This is a genomic window from Rhizobium sp. Nf11,1 (assembly GCF_050587665.1).
Lineage (GTDB): Bacteria > Pseudomonadota > Alphaproteobacteria > Rhizobiales > Rhizobiaceae > Rhizobium.
The window spans coordinates 100,564-115,389 of sequence record NZ_JBOBHU010000016.1 but is presented as its reverse complement, the minus strand read 5'-3'; the positions used below and the strand labels follow the sequence as shown (position 1 = coordinate 115,389).

Below are 14,826 nucleotides of genomic sequence, written 5' to 3'. Positions count from 1 at the left end.
CGGACTGGCAAGCGCCTATTGGGCAGGTGAAAAATAAAAGACCTTGGTCGAATTTACGTAAGCATAGCTGGTTTCGCCGGCAAGGTTTACGTGTCTATAGACCGGACCGCAATCGGCTCGACCAAATGCGTTTTCACTTTGCTCGCAAAGCAGGTTCCCTTTGACAGAAATTTTCTCGGTCATCATCTGGGACGCCGAGCGGAATGCGGCCTTTCCGTCCAGTTGGACTTGCATCAGCGCAGGGCTTTCGGACGGCTCGGTCTTTCCCTGCAGAAGCTTGCCCATGACGGTGGCGGCGATCTCGGCACCCTGCAACCGATTTTGCTCGTCCCCCTGGAAGCCAAACGGCCATTCCGGCAGCCCCGCCTCGCGTAGCGCGTCCAGCATAAATGCCAAATCCTGGTCCCTGAAATGGGCATTGCCGAGCCGCCATGACGCGAGGCAGTCACGCCCCCCCATAAGACGTTGGGCCTCGGCGACAGTCGCTCGAGCCTCATCAATGCGACCGACGCGGACATAGGCCATGGCGAGAGGGGTAACGAACTCGCCGTTCCCCTGGGAGCCATAGCCTGCGCGTTTGAAACTGTCTATCGCCCTCTCGTAGTCTCGTTGCAGATAAAAAACTATACCCGCCGTATACTGGTCGACAGCGGACGGGTTCGGATCGAACCTGAGCGCCTTATCGACCGCCGCAGTAGCGTCGGCGTGGTTGCCCGTTACCGATTGAACATATGCGGCCGCCATATGGGCCTCGGCGTCGGCGGGCCCAAGTGACACGGCCTTCTGTGCCGAGGCGATCGCCTGGTCATAACGTCGGTCCACGACCTGCATGATAGCGAGGACTGCATATGGCGACGGTAGTTCAGGATCGAGGGCGAGTGCTCGACTTGCCTTATCGTAGGCTCTTTTTCGCGCCAGGGCACTCTGGAGGACGTCGTCATATGCGCTTCGCCAGACAAAGGCCGTCGCATGCGCATCGGATGCGAATGCTTCAGCAAAGCCGTTGTCGAGTTCCTCGGCCTTGTCATAAAGCGCCAATGCCTCCAGCATCCGAGAACGACGTCCGGTACGGGCCGCCTGCTCGGCACGCAGATAATAATCATAAGCTTCGAGATTGGCGGTCGGCGGACGGGCAATTCGCTCTGCCTCGGAGGGGGTGAGTTCCAGACCGAGCGCATCGGCGATCTGGCGGCTCATCGAATCCTGGACAGCAAACACGTCCGCCCCGCTGCGATCAAACCGATTGGCCCACAGATGATCGCCGCTTACAGTGTCAACCAGTTGCGCGTTGACACGCATCAGGTCGCCCATTCGCTGCACACTGCCCTCCACGACAAAGCGCACGCCGAGATCGCGACGAATGTCTGCCAGCAAGTGGGGCTTATCCTTGTAGGCGAAGACGGAATTCTGGGAAATGACATCAAGCTTCGACAACCTGGTGAGATCGGTAATCAGGTTGTCGGTAATGCCATCGGCGAAGTAATCCTGGGTTTGGTCACTCAAGTTGGCGAAGGGTAGCACTGCGATCGATGCGCGTTGTTTATGGGGCCATTGCCAAGCGACGACAGCCGCACTGGCAACGATCAACAGTCCTGCGAGCGCCAACAGCGCCACGCCTCGTGACCTTGCCCGACTGGAAATGACGACCGTGCCAGTGTGCCCCGGGCCAAGCAGAACGCGATAGACGCGAACCGGATCCGCTATGTTTTTCAGCCGATGCTCGCCGAGTGCCGAGAAGCCGACGTCAACCTTGTGCGCAACGTGGTCGAATGCGGTCCCAGATATGAAAATTCCGCCAGGCTCGGCAATTCCCTGCAGACGGGCGGCTATGTTGACGCCGTCGCCATATATGTCGTCGCCTTCAACGATAATGTCGCCGAGATTAATCCCGATGCGAAATCGAATGCGCTGCTCCTCGGAAACTCCCTGGTCTCTGCTGGGCATTTTCCGCTGGATTTCGGTCGCACATTGAACCGCATCCACAACGCTGGCAAATTCGACGAGCGCGCCATCACCCATGAGTTTGATGATCCGGCCATGGTGCTCTTCGATGGCGGAATCGACCAGCTCCCGACGGCAGGCCTTCAACCGCTCAAACGTGCCGCTCTCATCCACTCCCATGAGACGACTATAGCCTACCACGTCAGCGGAGAGTATCGCGGCGAGACGCCTATCCATTTCTCTGCCCCACCTTTTCGATACAGGGAGCTGAGCATCTTACCACGACCGAGGAGGCGCTGGCACAGGAGTCCGGTCTTTTCGCTAATTTGGCCCGCGTTCGTGATGCGCCCTGACGAATTGCGAGATAGCTTTTGCAGTTGAGCCGATTCGAACCGACGCCCCACCATTTCGGTTGATTAAAATATCATCTGATATGGGACATGTTTGCGACAGGACAGGATTTGTATCTTCTTTTGATGGGGATATGACCGCGCAAGCGACTGACGAGAAGGAATGGTTGAAACACGGTGACAATCTACGCGAGTATCACGCCGCTAAAACGTAAGCTGTACCTTACAAGCGGCCGTACGGTCGCCGGCAAGTGTGAAGGCGGCGGCGGCTTCTTCCAAGGGTAGACTGTGGCTGATGATCGGCCGGACATCGATCTTGCGGCTTGCGATCAGCCTCGCGGCAGTGGCGAATTCCTCGTGGAACCTCTGCGTGCCGTGGATATGCAGCTCCTTGCTGACAATGACGTTGAGCGGGACCGGGATCTCGCCCGTGACGCCGACCTGCACGAGGGTGCCGCGCGGCCGGATGGCGGCGATTGCGCTCCGGATCGCCGGTGCGGCGGCCGAGCATTCGAAGACGAGATCGAAATAGCCCTTGCCCGCCTCGAATTTGCCAAGCGCTGCCGCATCCCCGGAAACATTGATCGTGCGGTTGGCGCCCATCGCTTTCGCCCGCTCCAGCGCCGCATCGGCGAGATCGGTCACGACGATCTCGGCCGCACCGTGATACCGCGCGGCGGCAACCATCAGACAGCCGATCGGGCCGGCGCCGGTGACGAGGGCGCCTTTGCCCGATATCTCGCCGGCGCGCGATGCGGCATGCAGGCAGACGGCAAGCGGCTCGGTGCAGGCCGCTTCCGCGGCCGTCGTCTCGGCTCCCATTTCGAAGCATTGCCGGGCCGGCACCACCAGCCACTCCCGGAACATGCCCTGCTCATGCGGCAGGCGCATCGCGCTGCCCATGAAGCGCATATCGAGGCAATGGATCGGCAGCCCCGTCACGCAGTATTCGCAATGGCCGCAAGGCTGGCTTGGATTGACTGCGACCAGTGTGCCGGCTTTGAGATCGACCCCCTCGCCCGCTTGGTTCACCCTCCCCGAGGCCTCGTGGCCGGGAATGATCGGCTCGCGCACCCTGACCGGCCCGAAGCCGCCGTCCTGATAATAATGCAGGTCGGAGCCGCAGATGCCCGCGGCCGCCATCTTGAGAAGCACCTCGCCTGGACCGAGAGCCGGAACCGTGTCCATTTCGACTCTGAGATCGCCCTTCTGGTAAAGCCGCGCCAGACGCGTCTGCATCCTATCCTCCTATCTCAACAGTCCGAGCTGCTGCGGCAGCCAGAGCGATACGGCGGGAATGAAGGTGATCAGGATCAGCGCCAGGAACAGCGGCACCAGCCACGGCACGATCGCCATCGTCGTGCGTTCGACTGAAAGCTTCGCGACCCGCGACAGCACGAACAACACCATGCCGAGCGGCGGGTGAAGCAAGCCGATCATCAGGTTCAGCGTCATGATCAGGCCGAACTGAACGGGATCGATGCCGAACTTCGCGACAATCGGCAGAAGGATCGGCACGAGGATGGTGATTGCGGCGATCGTATCGAGGAAGCAGCCGACGAAGAGCATCAGCAGGTTCACCAGGATCAGGAAAACCCATTTATTGTCGGTGATCGACAGGATCGCATCGGAAAGCAGCTGCGCGGCCTGGCTGACCGTCAAGAGCCACGCGAAAACCGAAGCGGCCGTGACGATGAAGAGCACCGACGCCGTCGTTTCGATCGTATCGAAGCTGGCTTTGGCAAGCGTCGAGAGCGTCATCGTGCGGTAGCGTACGAGGCCGAGGAACAGCGACCAGAGCACGGCGGCGACAGCGGCTTCCGTCGGCGTGAACCAGCCCATCGTCATGCCGCCGATCAGGATGACCGGCGTCATCAGCGCCATGACGGCGGAGAAGCCGAAATACCAGTCGAGCGTCAGGAGCACCAGAAGGGCTATACCCGCCGCGGCATTCATCGAGAGACCGGCGCGCATCATCAGATAGATCGCCACAGGCACCATCAGCACCACCAGGATTTCCATGCCGGCCGACACGAGCTGGCGCACATCGAACGGCGCGTCCGAACCCCAGCGCTTGCGGTAGGCGAAGGCGGCGACCGTGATCATCATCAGCAGCGTCATGACGACGCCGGGCAGGATGCCGGCCATGAAGAGGGCGCCGATCGAGACGTTCGCCATCATGCCGTAGATGACGAAGGGCAGCGACGGTGGGAAGATCGGCCCGAGTGTCGCCGAGGCCGCCGTGACACCGACAGCGGCCTCGACGGGATAGCCATGGTCCTTCATCGCCTTGATTTCGATCGTGCCGATGCCGGCCGCATCGGCAAGCGCGGTGCCGGACATGCCTGAGAAGATGACGGAGCCGATGATGTTGACTTGCGCCAGCCCGCCCTTCATCCAGCCGACGAGAGCGACCGCGAAGGAATAGATACGGCCGGTAACGCCGGCGGAATTCATCAGATTGCCGGCCAGGATGAAGAAGGGCACGGCGAGCAGCGGAAAACTCTCGACGCCGGCGATCATGCGCTGGGCGACGATGATGTCTGGCGCCACGCCGTAAAGGACGATGTAAAGCACGGAGGCGACGGCCATCGAGATGGCGACGGGCACGCCGACCAGCATCAGCAGCAGAAACGAGCCAAGAAGCAGCAGCATCGGGTCATCCTTCGACGGATTGAAATTCTTCCGGGCGCTCCAGGACGGAGTAGCCACGGCGCAGATTGGCGATGAAGACGATCACGGCGCGGATCAGCATCAGCACGAAGGCGACGAGAACGGAGTAAAAGACGATGTTGCGCGGCAGGTCGATGGTGACCATCTGTTCGTCGGCGACGATGTCGACGTAACGCCACATCAAATAGCAGCCATAGGCGAAGAAACCGATGCGGACGATATCGACGAAGGTTGCGAGCACGCGCGCCAGCCCTGCCGGCATATAGTGATAGAACACATCCACCTGAATATGCCGCGAGGTGCGCACGCACATGACCGCGCCGAGAAAGACGACGCCGATCAGGCAGTTGATGGCGATTTCCTCGGTCCAGGCATAGCTGTCATTCAGCACATAACGCGTGAAGAACTGCAGGAAGACGCAGCCCGCCATCAGCCAAAAGACGATCAACGTGATCCAGTCCTCGACAGCATAGTCTGCGACATGTGCGGTCGGCGCGTGCCCTTCGAATTCGTGGCCGATTTCCTCGGCCGTGATTGGCGTATGAATTTCTTGCGACATGATCGGCCTTGTTCCGGTTTGAGAAGATGGGCGCGGCGTGTGGCGGCGCGACCTTCATATTGTTGGCAAGCCTTGTGCCGCTGCTGCCCTGTTCGTGCCGAAGGCTGCCCCTCACCCGAACCCTCTTCCCGCCGGCGGGGAGAGGGGACTTGCCCTGCGAGGCGTAAGGGGGAAGCGGAAGGGTGCGGCTTGTCCCTTCTCCCCGCGCGCGGGGAGAAGGTGGCGGCAGCCGGATGAGGGGCTGGCCGCGCTCTCAGGCTCCTACTGAATCGCCCGGATCGCTTCCCAATCGGCCTTCTCGTAGCCGAAGTCTTCGAACTTCACCTTTTCCATCACATTCTTCTCGAAATCGCTCTTGTCGACCTCGGCGACGTTGAGCCCCTTCTCCTTGAAGGTCGCAACCAGGCTGTTTTCCTTGCCGGCGATCGTCTTGCTCGTGCGCTCGGCTGCCTGCTGCATCACTTCACCGAATATCTTCTTGTCATCGTCGGAGAGCTTCGCCCACAGCTGCTTCGAGATCACGGTGTTCAGGTGATCGACGATATGGCCGGTGAGGATGATGTTTTTCTGGACCTCGTAGAACTTCTTCGCCTCGATCGTCGTCAGCGGGTTTTCCTGCGCCTCGACCGTCCCGTTCTGCAGAGCGAGATAGACCTCGGCAAAGGCAATCGGCGTGGTGTTGGCACCGCATGCTCGCGGCATGGCGAGATAGGCCGGAACGTCGGGCACGCGGATCTTCAGGCCCTGCATGTCGGCGCATTTGGCAATCGGTTTATTGGAGGTGGTGTGGCGCGTGCCGTAATAGCTGACGGCGGCGATATGGTTACCGGTCTTGTCCTCATAACCCTTGGCAAGACGCTTGAAGACGTCGCTCTTGGTATAGGCGATCAGATGATCGGGGTTGCGGAAGATATAGGGGAAGTAGGTGACGCCGATCGGCTTGTAGTCGCGTGCGGCAAAGCTCGATCCAGAAATGATGATGTCGACCGTACCGAGCTTGAGCCCCTGGTTGATGTCGGCTTCCTTGCCGAGCTGCGAAGCCGGATAGACCTCGATCTTGTAGCGCCCGTCGGTACGCCTGGCGATCTCTTCCGCGGCCCAGACGGAATCAGTGTGGAAGGGCTCCGAGGTTTCATAGACATGTGCCCATTTCAGTACGGTCTGGGCATGCGCAACCGCCGTCATCGCCATGATCGCGGCTGCGGTGCACAGTATCGTTGCTAGTCTGCTCTTCATTGCGCTCTCCTCCCGTGCTCGGGTTTAAGTCTTGGTGGTTCCTTTCGCGGGCGCCTTGTCGCGGCCGCGCTCCTCCTCTCCCGAGAACTCCTCCCCGAAGCTCTCGGAAAATCTCTTCTGCGATAGGGTGAGATGGCTGCGCATTGCAGCCTTCGCGCCGGCGGCATCGCCGGCGGCGATTGCATCGCGGATGGCCCGGTGCTCATCGACGGCGCTGCGCCATGTCGTCGGCCCCTCGAAATGGCTGGCCAGCTTCGCGAAATAGGGAGTCATGCGCATGTCGAACATCTCGCCCGTCACGCGGGTCAACGTCGAATTGCCGACAATGGCGGCAATGCCGGTGTGAAAGGCGCGGTCGGCGGCGAGCACCGTCGCCGCATCGTTGACGCCGCCGCTCATGCGCATCAGCGCCTCGTCAAGCACGGCAATGTCTTCAGGCCTGGCCCGGGTTGCCGCCTCTTCGGCTATGGCGCATTCGATGATGGCGCGTGCCTGCAGCAGTTCGAAAGGCCCCTCCACCGGCTCGCTTTCGCTTGTCGCCATGCTGACGCCCTGACGGCGCACCACATAGATGCCTGAGCCCATGCGGATGTTGACGAGGCCCTCGACCTCCAGGACGATCAGGGCTTCGCGCACGGTCGGGCGTGAGACCGACAGTTGCTCCGCGAGATCGCGCTCGCCCGGCAGCTTCTGACCGACGACAAGCTCGCCTCCGGCAATCATCGAACGAATTTGATCCGCTACCTGCCTGTAGAGGCGGCGCGATTCAACGGGCAAAAACATCTGGCCTCCCCGGCGGCTTCTCCTCAAGCGCGCAGCTGGTCAACTGGCCTGACCAATTTCAGAGGTAGCACCGTGGGAGTTGTGCGTCAATGCGCCGCATGAAATTCCAACTGGCATCGTTCCCGCGCCAACGACCGTGGGAACCTTCAACCCCGTCACGGGTTCGGGCCCGACATGGGAGCATGATGATGAATTTTCTCTGGCTTTTTGCGGTATCGGGAGGGGCTGCCCTTCTCGGAATTGCTCTTGCTTTCGGAATGATCAAGCAGGATGGGCGACGATCGGTTGCAGCCATCGCTGGCGCTTTTGTGGTGGCCATCGGCGCGCTCGGACTCGGCATCTATGTTCAGAAGGCGCCCACGGCTCCTTTGCGCGCGTCCGATAGAGAGGGGTCGCAGAACAACCTTCCGGCGGCTGCGACGACCGAAAAGGATCTGCCGGGAAAGTGACGCTTGAGAGATCGTCGATTCCGGTGCGAGACGCGCCTCAGCGCCTCAGCGCCTCAGCGCCTCAGCGCCTCAGCGCCTCAGCGCCTCAGCGCCTCAGCCGGGCCCGGCCAGCTGCGTCCTGTGATGCCAGGGACATCGTAGGCGTCTGCAGCGAAGGCTTCGAGGGATGCGCGGTTTCGGATGATTACCAGGCCGCGGGTGGAATAAATGAGATGCTCGCCCTCCAGGATGTGTAAGGCATCAGTGACGCTGGAGCGGCGGACTCCCAGCATCGTGGCCATATATTCATGCGTAATTTCAATCTCTTCGCCATCGAGGCGGTCATGGCACAGCAGAAGCCATCTCGCCAGACGAACGTCGATCTTGTGAACGGCGTTGGACAGCGCGGTGTTGGCGACCTGCGCGAAAAAACTATGGAGAAAACGCAAAAGCAGCCGGCGGACGGTGGGCCGGTCGGCGAGGAAGCATGCCAGGGCGCCGGCTTCCACACGGCGCCCGTGACCGCCAACTTGCATCATGACGTCGAATGAAAACTGCTCCGCGTCCACCGTCAGGGGCGGCGGCGACATCCCGTCCCTGCCGAGCACGCCGATCTCGGCCTTCCTGCCCTCGGGGCTCGTCGCCACCATGGAAGCAATGCCGGTTTCCAGGAAATAATAATGGCTGACCGGCATGCCCAAATGCACGAGCTCGAAGTCGCGCGGAAGAAGAAGCGGTTCCAGCATGCGCTCCAGAGCCATAAGCTCCGGATCCGCCAACTGCGACAGAATGAGATTTTCGCTTTCGAACGCTCGCATCACTCTGCCCTTTGTTTGGCAAGAGGACACTGTCTCTCGGCCGTCAGCACCACAGATGCGCTCAGCCCTACGCAAAATTATGAACCCCGGAATGGCCGATTGCAAGACGCTGAGGCTTATCTCTGATGATCGGCAGAAGGCTTCGTGGAGGAGTTTTGTACGCAACCGCACGCGCCCGAGAAATTTCCTGTAGCAAGTGCTAATGTAGTCGACGGCAATAGCGGGGCGCGCGCTGGCATGGATCAATATCCCCTCCCGAGCAACGAGACTGAAATCTATCGGCACATCGTTGAGAGCGCCCGCGATTATGCAATTTTTGCAATGGATCGCAATGGCACTGTCATGACGTGGAGCGCGGGTGCCGAAAAAATCTTCGGCTATTCGGGATCCGAAATCATCGGACAGAGCGGTGCCGTGATCTTTACGTTCGAAGATCAGCTTGCCGGGGCAATGCTTAAGGAGATCAGGCTTGCCTTGACCACCGGCCGCGCCGACGACAATCGCTGGCATGTGAGAAAGGACGGCAGTTCGTTCTGGGCTTCGGGACTGATGATGCCGCTTCGCAACGATGCCGGCGAGACCTATGGCCTTCTGAAAATCGTCCGCGACCGAACGCAGATGCTGCATGAGGACGAAGCTTGGCGCGCCAGCGAAGAGCGCCTCCAGCTTATTCTCAAAAGCGCGATCGACTATGCGATCTTCGCCTTCGGCCGCGATGGGCGGATCATCAGCTGGAACACCGGCGCCTGCCGCATCTTCGGCTACGAGGAGAGCGAGATCCTCGGTCGCGACGCCCGCATCCTGTTCGTTCCCGAGGACCGCGAAGAGGGCGCGCTGGAGCGCGAGATGGAGGCGGCGGCCGAGCGCGGCCGCGCCGAGAACGAGCGGTTTCACTTGCGTAAGGACGGCTCGACATTCTGGGGCAGCGGCTTGACCATGCCGCTGCGCGCCCAGCGCGCCGGTTTTCTCAAAGTGCTCCGGGACGATACCGAGCGGCATTTCGCCGACGAGCATCAGCAGATCATGCTGCGGGAGATGAGCCATCGCGTCAAGAACAGCCTGGCTCTGGTTGCGGCCATGCTCGCCATGCAGGCCCGTTCGACCAAACAGGAGGAGGTCGGACAGGCGCTTCGGGATGCTGAAGCGCGAGTCGGAACCATTGCCCAGGTGCACGACCAATTGTGGCGCCAGCCTGATATCGAAACGGTGGATCTGGCCGATTTCCTGTCCAGCCTTTGCCAACGCCTGCAGCAATCGACCTCCGGCCACACGGTGTCGGTCGTCGCCGATCCATGCATGATCGATGCCGACCGTGCGATTCAGATCGCCCTCCTCGTCAACGAACTGGTAACCAATGCTTTCAAACACGCTTATGCCGAGGTAGCAGGCGCCGTCACGGTCAGCGCCCGGAGCATTGCCGACGAGATCTGCCTGGAGATCGCCGACGACGGACGAGGACTGCCGCCGGAAGTGCTGTCCGGCGAGAACGGCGGAAAAAGCCTCGGAATGAAGATCGTGCGGGCGTTGGTGCAGCAACTGAGGGCCGAGCTTCACATCGAAAACCGGGAGCCCGGCACGGGGTTCGTGATCAGGCTGCCGAGGGAGGTTTGAGAGCGTTCCGTGTCGGGCAGGAAATTATCCCAGAAGCGGTGCGCCTGGGACTATGGCTCGGCTTTTGTCAGAACCGTACAAAACTTATATGAAGATGGTCATCATTGCGCGCGTGACCCATATACCTCTCATTACCGCCAAAGAGGCGTCGGTATGAGCACGGGCTGTCTCCCGCCAGGAGAAGCGCATGCGCGTACCGGACCAAAGCGATATTCGGAATCTGCTGTTGAAGGCCCTGCCGGCCGAGGCATTCCAAAAGCTCACCGGCGATGGCAGTCTGATCGAACTTCCGGCCAGACATGTTTTGGTCGAAGCCGATCAGCCGAACGAGTATGTCTGTTTCATCGAAGGCGGTCTTGCCTCAATGGTGGCCGCCAATGGCGATGACGAAGCCGTTGAGGTCGGTCACATCGGACATGACGGCATGTCCGGCCTCCATGTCCTGCTGAGAACGGATACGACACCCAACCGCACCTTCGTTCAGGTCGCCGGCTCCGGCGTGCAGGTGTCGGTGAAAAGCTTCAAGCAGGTGCTGGCGGAATTTCCGGTCGCCAACGAATTGTTCCACAAATACATGCATTGCTGCGACATTCAGCTGGCCCAGTCAGCGCTTGCCAACGGGCGCTACAACATGCACGAGCGGCTCGCCCGCTGGCTGCTGATGTGCCACGACCGGCTGAATGGCAGCGACCTGCCGCTGACGCATGAACTGCTGGCCATCATGCTCGGCGTGCGCCGCGCAGGCGTCACCAACGAATTGCACGTCATCGAAGGTCTTCGAGCGATCAGGTCGACGCGCGCCAATGTCAGGATCCTCGACAGGGACCGGCTGGAAGAAATCGCAGCCGGCTGCTACGGCGTTCCGGAGCGCGAATATCAACGTTTGATCGGTCTGCCGATCCGGCGCCCCACTAATCGACACTCCTGATCGTATCGGCGAAAGGCACGATCAGAAGCAGGGTCCCCTGTTCGTCGCAGATGTAGATCTTTCTCGCTGAGATGTCTTTTCCCGAAAGAATTGCCTGACTCATGAGGGCTCTTGCATCCTGAACGGCTTCGCGCCTGGCGTCTTCAATGGTTGCCAGTTCCGAACCATCGGGATCAACGACCGTGCCGGTGTCTGAAACGACATTAAAATAAAATCTTGGCATCAGCCGCCCCATCGTTGCAGAATCAATGCCATAGCCTGTCTTAAGGTTCCTTGGAAAGGAACCAGGGCGCCCTTCAACGGCGACAATATCCTCGTTTCAAATCCTGCTGTCGAAATCAGTGGGACGTTTCGGCGCCGCCAGTGGCAAGACGCGTCATCTTCGCGCGAAGATCGAGGAGCTCCATAAGAATGATCTCCCATTCCTCGTCATCCGCTTTGGCAATCGATATGACCGAAGCGTCGATCATGCGAAGCAGACGATCGAAAGCCGAAGGACCGAAGTTGTCCGGCACTCCATCGCGCAGGTTTCTAAGATCGGCAACGATCTGTCGCAGAGCGATCTGCCGATCGACAAAACCGAGTTCGGAATGACCTGCCGCGACAGGAGCACTTTGCCGGGTTCTATCCATCGTGCCCATCCGCCCGTCCGGCATTCTCGCGCACATGTGCGCAGGCCGGTGCATCCTGGGTGACGAGCAGGTCCTCTGGATCCAGATACACATGCCGCATCAGGCCTGCGAGCCTATGCTTGTCTCGAATGCCGCATTCGAACCAGGATACGAGTTCTCTGGCAATATGTTCGGCTGCCGGGCTGGCGATCCCGCATGATTTTTCCTGGCACCAGTCTTCAAGGACCGCGGTCAGCATTGCCACGTCGTCGGGCTGTAACGGCGGCTTCGTGATTCCCGCGTGCTGCATCATCCGCGTTCCTCCCCTTGTATGCGACGATCCTAAACTTAGGGTCATCGATTTCAACAGCTGGTGCGAAAACGTACGGATCGCACGGCCGGCGCCCCGATCCCAACCGCCGGGGAACAAGGCGGCCCGGCAAGGGTTCGGCGGTCAGGGAAAAATGAACGTCGCATGACAGGCTCGAATATGGTAGGCACGATACAGGCGCGGACCCGCCTATGTTTCTAACCGCCATTGAACAGCATGATCACCCTAAAACCTGGATTACAGTAGGCGTCCGCCATGAAGTCGCTCAGTCCGGTCGCCGGCAAGACGATCCTTATCATTGGTGAAGCCGGCTTCCTTTCGGACGGTGCAAGAAAGGCGTTGATCGCGCGCCAGGCGGTGCTCGCCGGCCCCGTTGTCATCTCCAGCGCCATGGAATGCTTGAGCGAGGGCCTCCTGTTCGATGCGGTGATCATCGATGTGACGATTTCCGACGAGGCCATGCTCTGGATAAATGATTGGTTGGAGACACGGCGGATTCCTTTCATCTTTGCCTATGACGAGCGATCCGAAACACCGCCGGGCGGCTTTGTTGTCAGTGGGCGTCCTTCCGACGTGGACGCGATGATCGCCGCTCTGTTCGGAGGGGACTCGTCCTATTATCACTAAAGCGCCTCGCGTCCCTTCGGGCGCGCGATGCGGTGGATGTTCGCTTCCGTACAATGGAGGACGAGGAGTTGTTTCGGCTGCAATAGAGTCCCATTATTCAAAAAACGCACGGTGAAAAGCTTAGGGACCAGGGTCATGCTCGATTCTCAGTCCATCCATTTGAAAGCGCTCGATTCAGCCGATCTTAAGCGTCTGCAAATCGTCTTGGATGTGATCTGCCGCGAGGCCGGCAAAGCCGTGCGTTCGCCTGAAATGCAGGAGGTCGCCGCTCTGCTCATTCGCCTTTATCGCCACGGTTTGACTGACGAGGTCAAGCTGCTGTCGGTCGGCCGTCTGGCGTCGGCAAAAAAGGGGCTCTCCCGAACTGCTGCGATCACGGCGGGGCGGAGATCGAAACGGCCGCTCGGTGATCTCAATCTGACGAGGAGCAGCTCATGAATGACGGTGAAAAAGCGCGAGCCGACATCGAAGGAACCGAAAAGGAAACCGCTGATGCGAGGAAAAACCCGCCCGCCGGCCCTCACGCCAAGAATCATCTCATAGACGAAAGCAAAACGCCCGGCGCCGGCGCGCTGTCCGAGAAGGACGACAAGAGCATCACGCCAGGATCAGGCTGATCCACCGCCGGTCCGCCGAAAACACCGTCGGCTGCGGAACCTGCACCTTCGGGCGCGGTTCGAGGGGAATGGAGCCCGAAAATGAAGTTCCCACCAATTTCAGGTAACGACGAACCCTGCCCTCACGGGACTTTTGGGACGCTGCCCGCGGTGCCAGCGGGGTCATCTGTTTTCCGGATATCTTACGCTCGCCCGAGGCTGCGAAGTCTGCGGCCTGGATTATTCATTCGCCGATCCGGCGGATGGGCCGGCTTTCTTCGCGATGTCGATCGTCGCCGTTCCGGCGCTCGCCTTTGCCCTCTGGTTCGAATTCACGTTCGAGCCGGCGATCTGGGTGCATCTCATCGTCAGCCTGCCCCTCAGCGTCATCGCCTGCATTCTCATTCTGAGGCCTTTGAAAGGCTGGCTCGTCTGCTCGCAATTCTTTCACAAGGCGGAGGAAGGCAGTATCGACAGAGCCTGGCATGCCTCCGAGAAGGAGCGGAGGGAGCGGTCCTGAGGCGCTCACGCGGCGGCATGCTTTTCAGCGGGCGAGATCCTTGCCGATCAGCCGCCGATATTCTTCTTCGGCAGCGCCGTAAGATCCGTGCGCCTCTTCGATCAATCCCCGCCGGTTGAGGATGACGATCTGCCGTCGGGTGGACCGGATCAGCCCTTTGCCTTCCAGCAGGTGCAGCGCGACCGTAACGCCGGCGCGGCGCACGCCCAGCATCACCGCCAGAAACTCATGCGTCAGCCAGATGGTCGCGCCGTCGGTCCTGTCATGGACCATCAGCAGCCAGCGCGCCAGCCGCTCCTCGAGCTTGGCATGCCCGTTGGCGAGCACCGTCGACGTCGTCTGCGCGAGCAGCGCCTGGACATAGGCGAGAAGGAGGCTGCGTAAGGGACGGCTTTCCTCCATCGCCGCGGAAAGGGTCGATGCCGGCAATTTGAAGCCATGGCCGGAAACTTGCATGAACGTCCGGTTAGCGGATTGATTGCCGCCGAGAATGACGGCCGCCCCCGTCATGCCCTCGCGGCCGACGATGCCCACTTCGATGTCGCGCCCGCCTGGAAATCTCGCCACGATCGAGGCGAGCCCTGATTCGAGAATATAGACGTCGCTGACCGGGCTATTCTCCATTTCGAGGATCGTGGGCACCTCAAGGTCGACGGGCTCCAGATGCGGCAGCAGGAGTTGCTGCTCCTGCGGGCCCATGACGCGCAAAAGTTCATTCCGAAAAATCAATTGTTGGTCATCCATGTCCGTCCGCGCATCGGTGCTATTCCGACCCTTGCTGCGGGCGAACCTAACCATCTCGAATCATTGAGCA

The 14,826-nt window shown here is 60.3% G+C and carries 18 protein-coding genes; 7 read left to right on the top strand and 11 right to left on the bottom strand.

Features of this window, described 5'->3' with window-relative positions; all coding sequences use genetic code 11:
- Positions 1-15: 15 nt before the first annotated feature.
- The 6 genes from ACQ7C1_RS22460 to ACQ7C1_RS22435 all read right to left on the bottom strand — a co-directional run bounded on the left by ACQ7C1_RS22460 (position 16) and on the right by ACQ7C1_RS22435 (position 7,542).
- On the bottom strand, positions 16-2,178 hold the full coding sequence (locus ACQ7C1_RS22460; RefSeq protein WP_430959830.1) for an adenylate/guanylate cyclase domain-containing protein: 2,163 nt from the start codon (positions 2,176-2,178) through the stop codon (positions 16-18).
- A 317-nt stretch (positions 2,179-2,495) separates the two neighbouring features.
- Complete coding sequence (locus ACQ7C1_RS22455; protein ID WP_430959829.1) at positions 2,496-3,530, bottom strand: L-idonate 5-dehydrogenase; 1,035 nt, start codon at positions 3,528-3,530, stop codon at positions 2,496-2,498.
- Between the two features lie 9 nt (positions 3,531-3,539).
- Positions 3,540-4,946 carry a TRAP transporter large permease gene (locus ACQ7C1_RS22450; RefSeq protein WP_430959828.1) on the bottom strand — a complete coding sequence of 469 codons (1,407 nt, stop codon included), beginning with the start codon at positions 4,944-4,946 and terminating at the stop codon, positions 3,540-3,542.
- A 4-nt stretch (positions 4,947-4,950) separates the two neighbouring features.
- Positions 4,951-5,523 carry a TRAP transporter small permease gene (locus ACQ7C1_RS22445; protein ID WP_097601694.1) on the bottom strand — a complete coding sequence of 191 codons (573 nt, stop codon included), beginning with the start codon at positions 5,521-5,523 and terminating at the stop codon, positions 4,951-4,953.
- A 261-nt stretch (positions 5,524-5,784) separates the two neighbouring features.
- Positions 5,785-6,759, bottom strand: a complete 975-nt coding sequence (locus ACQ7C1_RS22440; protein WP_430959827.1) for a sialic acid TRAP transporter substrate-binding protein SiaP — start codon at positions 6,757-6,759, stop codon at positions 5,785-5,787.
- Between the two features lie 24 nt (positions 6,760-6,783).
- Complete coding sequence (locus ACQ7C1_RS22435) at positions 6,784-7,542, bottom strand: FadR/GntR family transcriptional regulator (RefSeq protein WP_430959826.1); 759 nt, start codon at positions 7,540-7,542, stop codon at positions 6,784-6,786.
- Positions 7,543-7,631: 89 nt separating this feature from the next.
- Between ACQ7C1_RS22435 and ACQ7C1_RS22430 the strand changes: the two genes are divergently transcribed.
- Positions 7,632-7,991, top strand: a complete 360-nt coding sequence (locus ACQ7C1_RS22430) for a hypothetical protein (RefSeq protein WP_245421409.1) — start codon at positions 7,632-7,634, stop codon at positions 7,989-7,991.
- Positions 7,992-8,068: 77 nt separating this feature from the next.
- On the opposite strand, the gene ACQ7C1_RS22425 is transcribed toward ACQ7C1_RS22430, so the two are convergent.
- Positions 8,069-8,506 (bottom strand): Crp/Fnr family transcriptional regulator, encoded by a 438-nt coding sequence (locus tag ACQ7C1_RS22425; protein WP_430959838.1) that lies wholly within the window; start codon positions 8,504-8,506, stop codon positions 8,069-8,071.
- 519 nt (positions 8,507-9,025) lie between these two features.
- Here ACQ7C1_RS22425 and ACQ7C1_RS22420 point away from each other — a divergent pair.
- Positions 9,026-10,399 carry a sensor histidine kinase gene (locus tag ACQ7C1_RS22420; RefSeq protein WP_430959825.1) on the top strand — a complete coding sequence of 458 codons (1,374 nt, stop codon included), beginning with the start codon at positions 9,026-9,028 and terminating at the stop codon, positions 10,397-10,399.
- A gap of 187 nt (positions 10,400-10,586) precedes the next feature.
- Positions 10,587-11,327: a Crp/Fnr family transcriptional regulator gene (locus ACQ7C1_RS22415; protein ID WP_430959824.1), complete on the top strand. Its 741-nt coding sequence runs from the start codon at positions 10,587-10,589 to the stop codon at positions 11,325-11,327.
- On the opposite strand, the gene ACQ7C1_RS22410 is transcribed toward ACQ7C1_RS22415, so the two are convergent.
- The 3 genes from ACQ7C1_RS22410 to ACQ7C1_RS22400 all read right to left on the bottom strand — a co-directional run bounded on the left by ACQ7C1_RS22410 (position 11,311) and on the right by ACQ7C1_RS22400 (position 12,251).
- Entirely contained in the window at positions 11,311-11,550 is a 240-nt protein-coding gene (locus tag ACQ7C1_RS22410) for a DUF6894 family protein (protein WP_430959823.1), read from the bottom strand. The two genes, ACQ7C1_RS22415 and ACQ7C1_RS22410, sit on opposite strands and share 17 nt — an antisense overlap.
- 115 nt (positions 11,551-11,665) lie before the next feature.
- Positions 11,666-11,959: a hypothetical protein gene (locus ACQ7C1_RS22405; RefSeq protein WP_430959822.1), complete on the bottom strand. Its 294-nt coding sequence runs from the start codon at positions 11,957-11,959 to the stop codon at positions 11,666-11,668.
- Positions 11,952-12,251 carry a hypothetical protein gene (locus ACQ7C1_RS22400; protein WP_430959821.1) on the bottom strand — a complete coding sequence of 100 codons (300 nt, stop codon included), beginning with the start codon at positions 12,249-12,251 and terminating at the stop codon, positions 11,952-11,954. Before ACQ7C1_RS22400 ends, ACQ7C1_RS22405 begins: the two co-directional genes overlap by 8 nt.
- 273 nt (positions 12,252-12,524) lie before the next feature.
- On the opposite strand from ACQ7C1_RS22400, the gene ACQ7C1_RS22395 reads away from it, so the two are divergent.
- From ACQ7C1_RS22395 to ACQ7C1_RS22380, 4 genes are all read left to right on the top strand, one after another.
- Positions 12,525-12,896, top strand: coding sequence for a hypothetical protein (locus ACQ7C1_RS22395; protein ID WP_210632043.1), 372 nt, complete (start codon positions 12,525-12,527; stop codon positions 12,894-12,896).
- Positions 12,897-12,932: 36 nt separating this feature from the next.
- Entirely contained in the window at positions 12,933-13,334 is a 402-nt protein-coding gene (locus ACQ7C1_RS22390) for a hypothetical protein (protein ID WP_430959820.1), read from the top strand.
- Positions 13,331-13,513 (top strand): hypothetical protein, encoded by a 183-nt coding sequence (locus ACQ7C1_RS22385; RefSeq protein WP_221113677.1) that lies wholly within the window; start codon positions 13,331-13,333, stop codon positions 13,511-13,513. The genes ACQ7C1_RS22390 and ACQ7C1_RS22385 overlap by 4 nt, the downstream gene beginning before the upstream one ends.
- Before the next feature lie 133 nt (positions 13,514-13,646).
- On the top strand, positions 13,647-14,012 hold the full coding sequence (locus ACQ7C1_RS22380; protein ID WP_430959819.1) for a DUF983 domain-containing protein: 366 nt from the start codon (positions 13,647-13,649) through the stop codon (positions 14,010-14,012).
- Positions 14,013-14,036: 24 nt separating this feature from the next.
- Here the strand turns inward: ACQ7C1_RS22380 and ACQ7C1_RS22375 are convergent, their stop codons facing one another.
- A complete protein-coding gene (locus ACQ7C1_RS22375) occupies positions 14,037-14,756 on the bottom strand; it encodes a Crp/Fnr family transcriptional regulator (RefSeq protein WP_221139250.1) in 720 nt (239 codons plus the stop codon).
- Positions 14,757-14,826 lie beyond the last annotated feature (70 nt).

What these genes read in the sequence shown, in the direction of transcription:
- ACQ7C1_RS22420 (WP_430959825.1), top strand. Translation starts at nt 9,026, where the DNA reads ATGGATCAATATCCCCTCCCGAGCAACGAGACTGAAATCTATCGGCAC.
- ACQ7C1_RS22430 (WP_245421409.1), top strand. Translation starts at nt 7,632, where the DNA reads ATGCGCCGCATGAAATTCCAACTGGCATCGTTCCCGCGCCAACGACCG.
- ACQ7C1_RS22425 (WP_430959838.1), bottom strand. Translation starts at nt 8,506, where the DNA reads ATGCAAGTTGGCGGTCACGGGCGCCGTGTGGAAGCCGGCGCCCTGGCA.
- ACQ7C1_RS22400 (WP_430959821.1), bottom strand. Translation starts at nt 12,251, where the DNA reads ATGATGCAGCACGCGGGAATCACGAAGCCGCCGTTACAGCCCGACGAC.
- ACQ7C1_RS22445 (WP_097601694.1), bottom strand. Translation starts at nt 5,523, where the DNA reads ATGTCGCAAGAAATTCATACGCCAATCACGGCCGAGGAAATCGGCCAC.
- ACQ7C1_RS22395 (WP_210632043.1), top strand. Translation starts at nt 12,525, where the DNA reads ATGAAGTCGCTCAGTCCGGTCGCCGGCAAGACGATCCTTATCATTGGT.
- ACQ7C1_RS22435 (WP_430959826.1), bottom strand. Translation starts at nt 7,542, where the DNA reads ATGTTTTTGCCCGTTGAATCGCGCCGCCTCTACAGGCAGGTAGCGGAT.
- ACQ7C1_RS22410 (WP_430959823.1), bottom strand. Translation starts at nt 11,550, where the DNA reads ATGCCAAGATTTTATTTTAATGTCGTTTCAGACACCGGCACGGTCGTT.
- ACQ7C1_RS22405 (WP_430959822.1), bottom strand. Translation starts at nt 11,959, where the DNA reads ATGGATAGAACCCGGCAAAGTGCTCCTGTCGCGGCAGGTCATTCCGAA.
- ACQ7C1_RS22385 (WP_221113677.1), top strand. Translation starts at nt 13,331, where the DNA reads ATGAATGACGGTGAAAAAGCGCGAGCCGACATCGAAGGAACCGAAAAG.
- ACQ7C1_RS22455 (WP_430959829.1), bottom strand. Translation starts at nt 3,530, where the DNA reads ATGCAGACGCGTCTGGCGCGGCTTTACCAGAAGGGCGATCTCAGAGTC.
- ACQ7C1_RS22415 (WP_430959824.1), top strand. Translation starts at nt 10,587, where the DNA reads ATGCGCGTACCGGACCAAAGCGATATTCGGAATCTGCTGTTGAAGGCC.
- ACQ7C1_RS22375 (WP_221139250.1), bottom strand. Translation starts at nt 14,756, where the DNA reads ATGGATGACCAACAATTGATTTTTCGGAATGAACTTTTGCGCGTCATG.
- ACQ7C1_RS22460 (WP_430959830.1), bottom strand. Translation starts at nt 2,178, where the DNA reads ATGGATAGGCGTCTCGCCGCGATACTCTCCGCTGACGTGGTAGGCTAT.
- ACQ7C1_RS22440 (WP_430959827.1), bottom strand. Translation starts at nt 6,759, where the DNA reads ATGAAGAGCAGACTAGCAACGATACTGTGCACCGCAGCCGCGATCATG.
- ACQ7C1_RS22450 (WP_430959828.1), bottom strand. Translation starts at nt 4,946, where the DNA reads ATGCTGCTGCTTCTTGGCTCGTTTCTGCTGCTGATGCTGGTCGGCGTG.
- ACQ7C1_RS22390 (WP_430959820.1), top strand. Translation starts at nt 12,933, where the DNA reads ATGTTCGCTTCCGTACAATGGAGGACGAGGAGTTGTTTCGGCTGCAAT.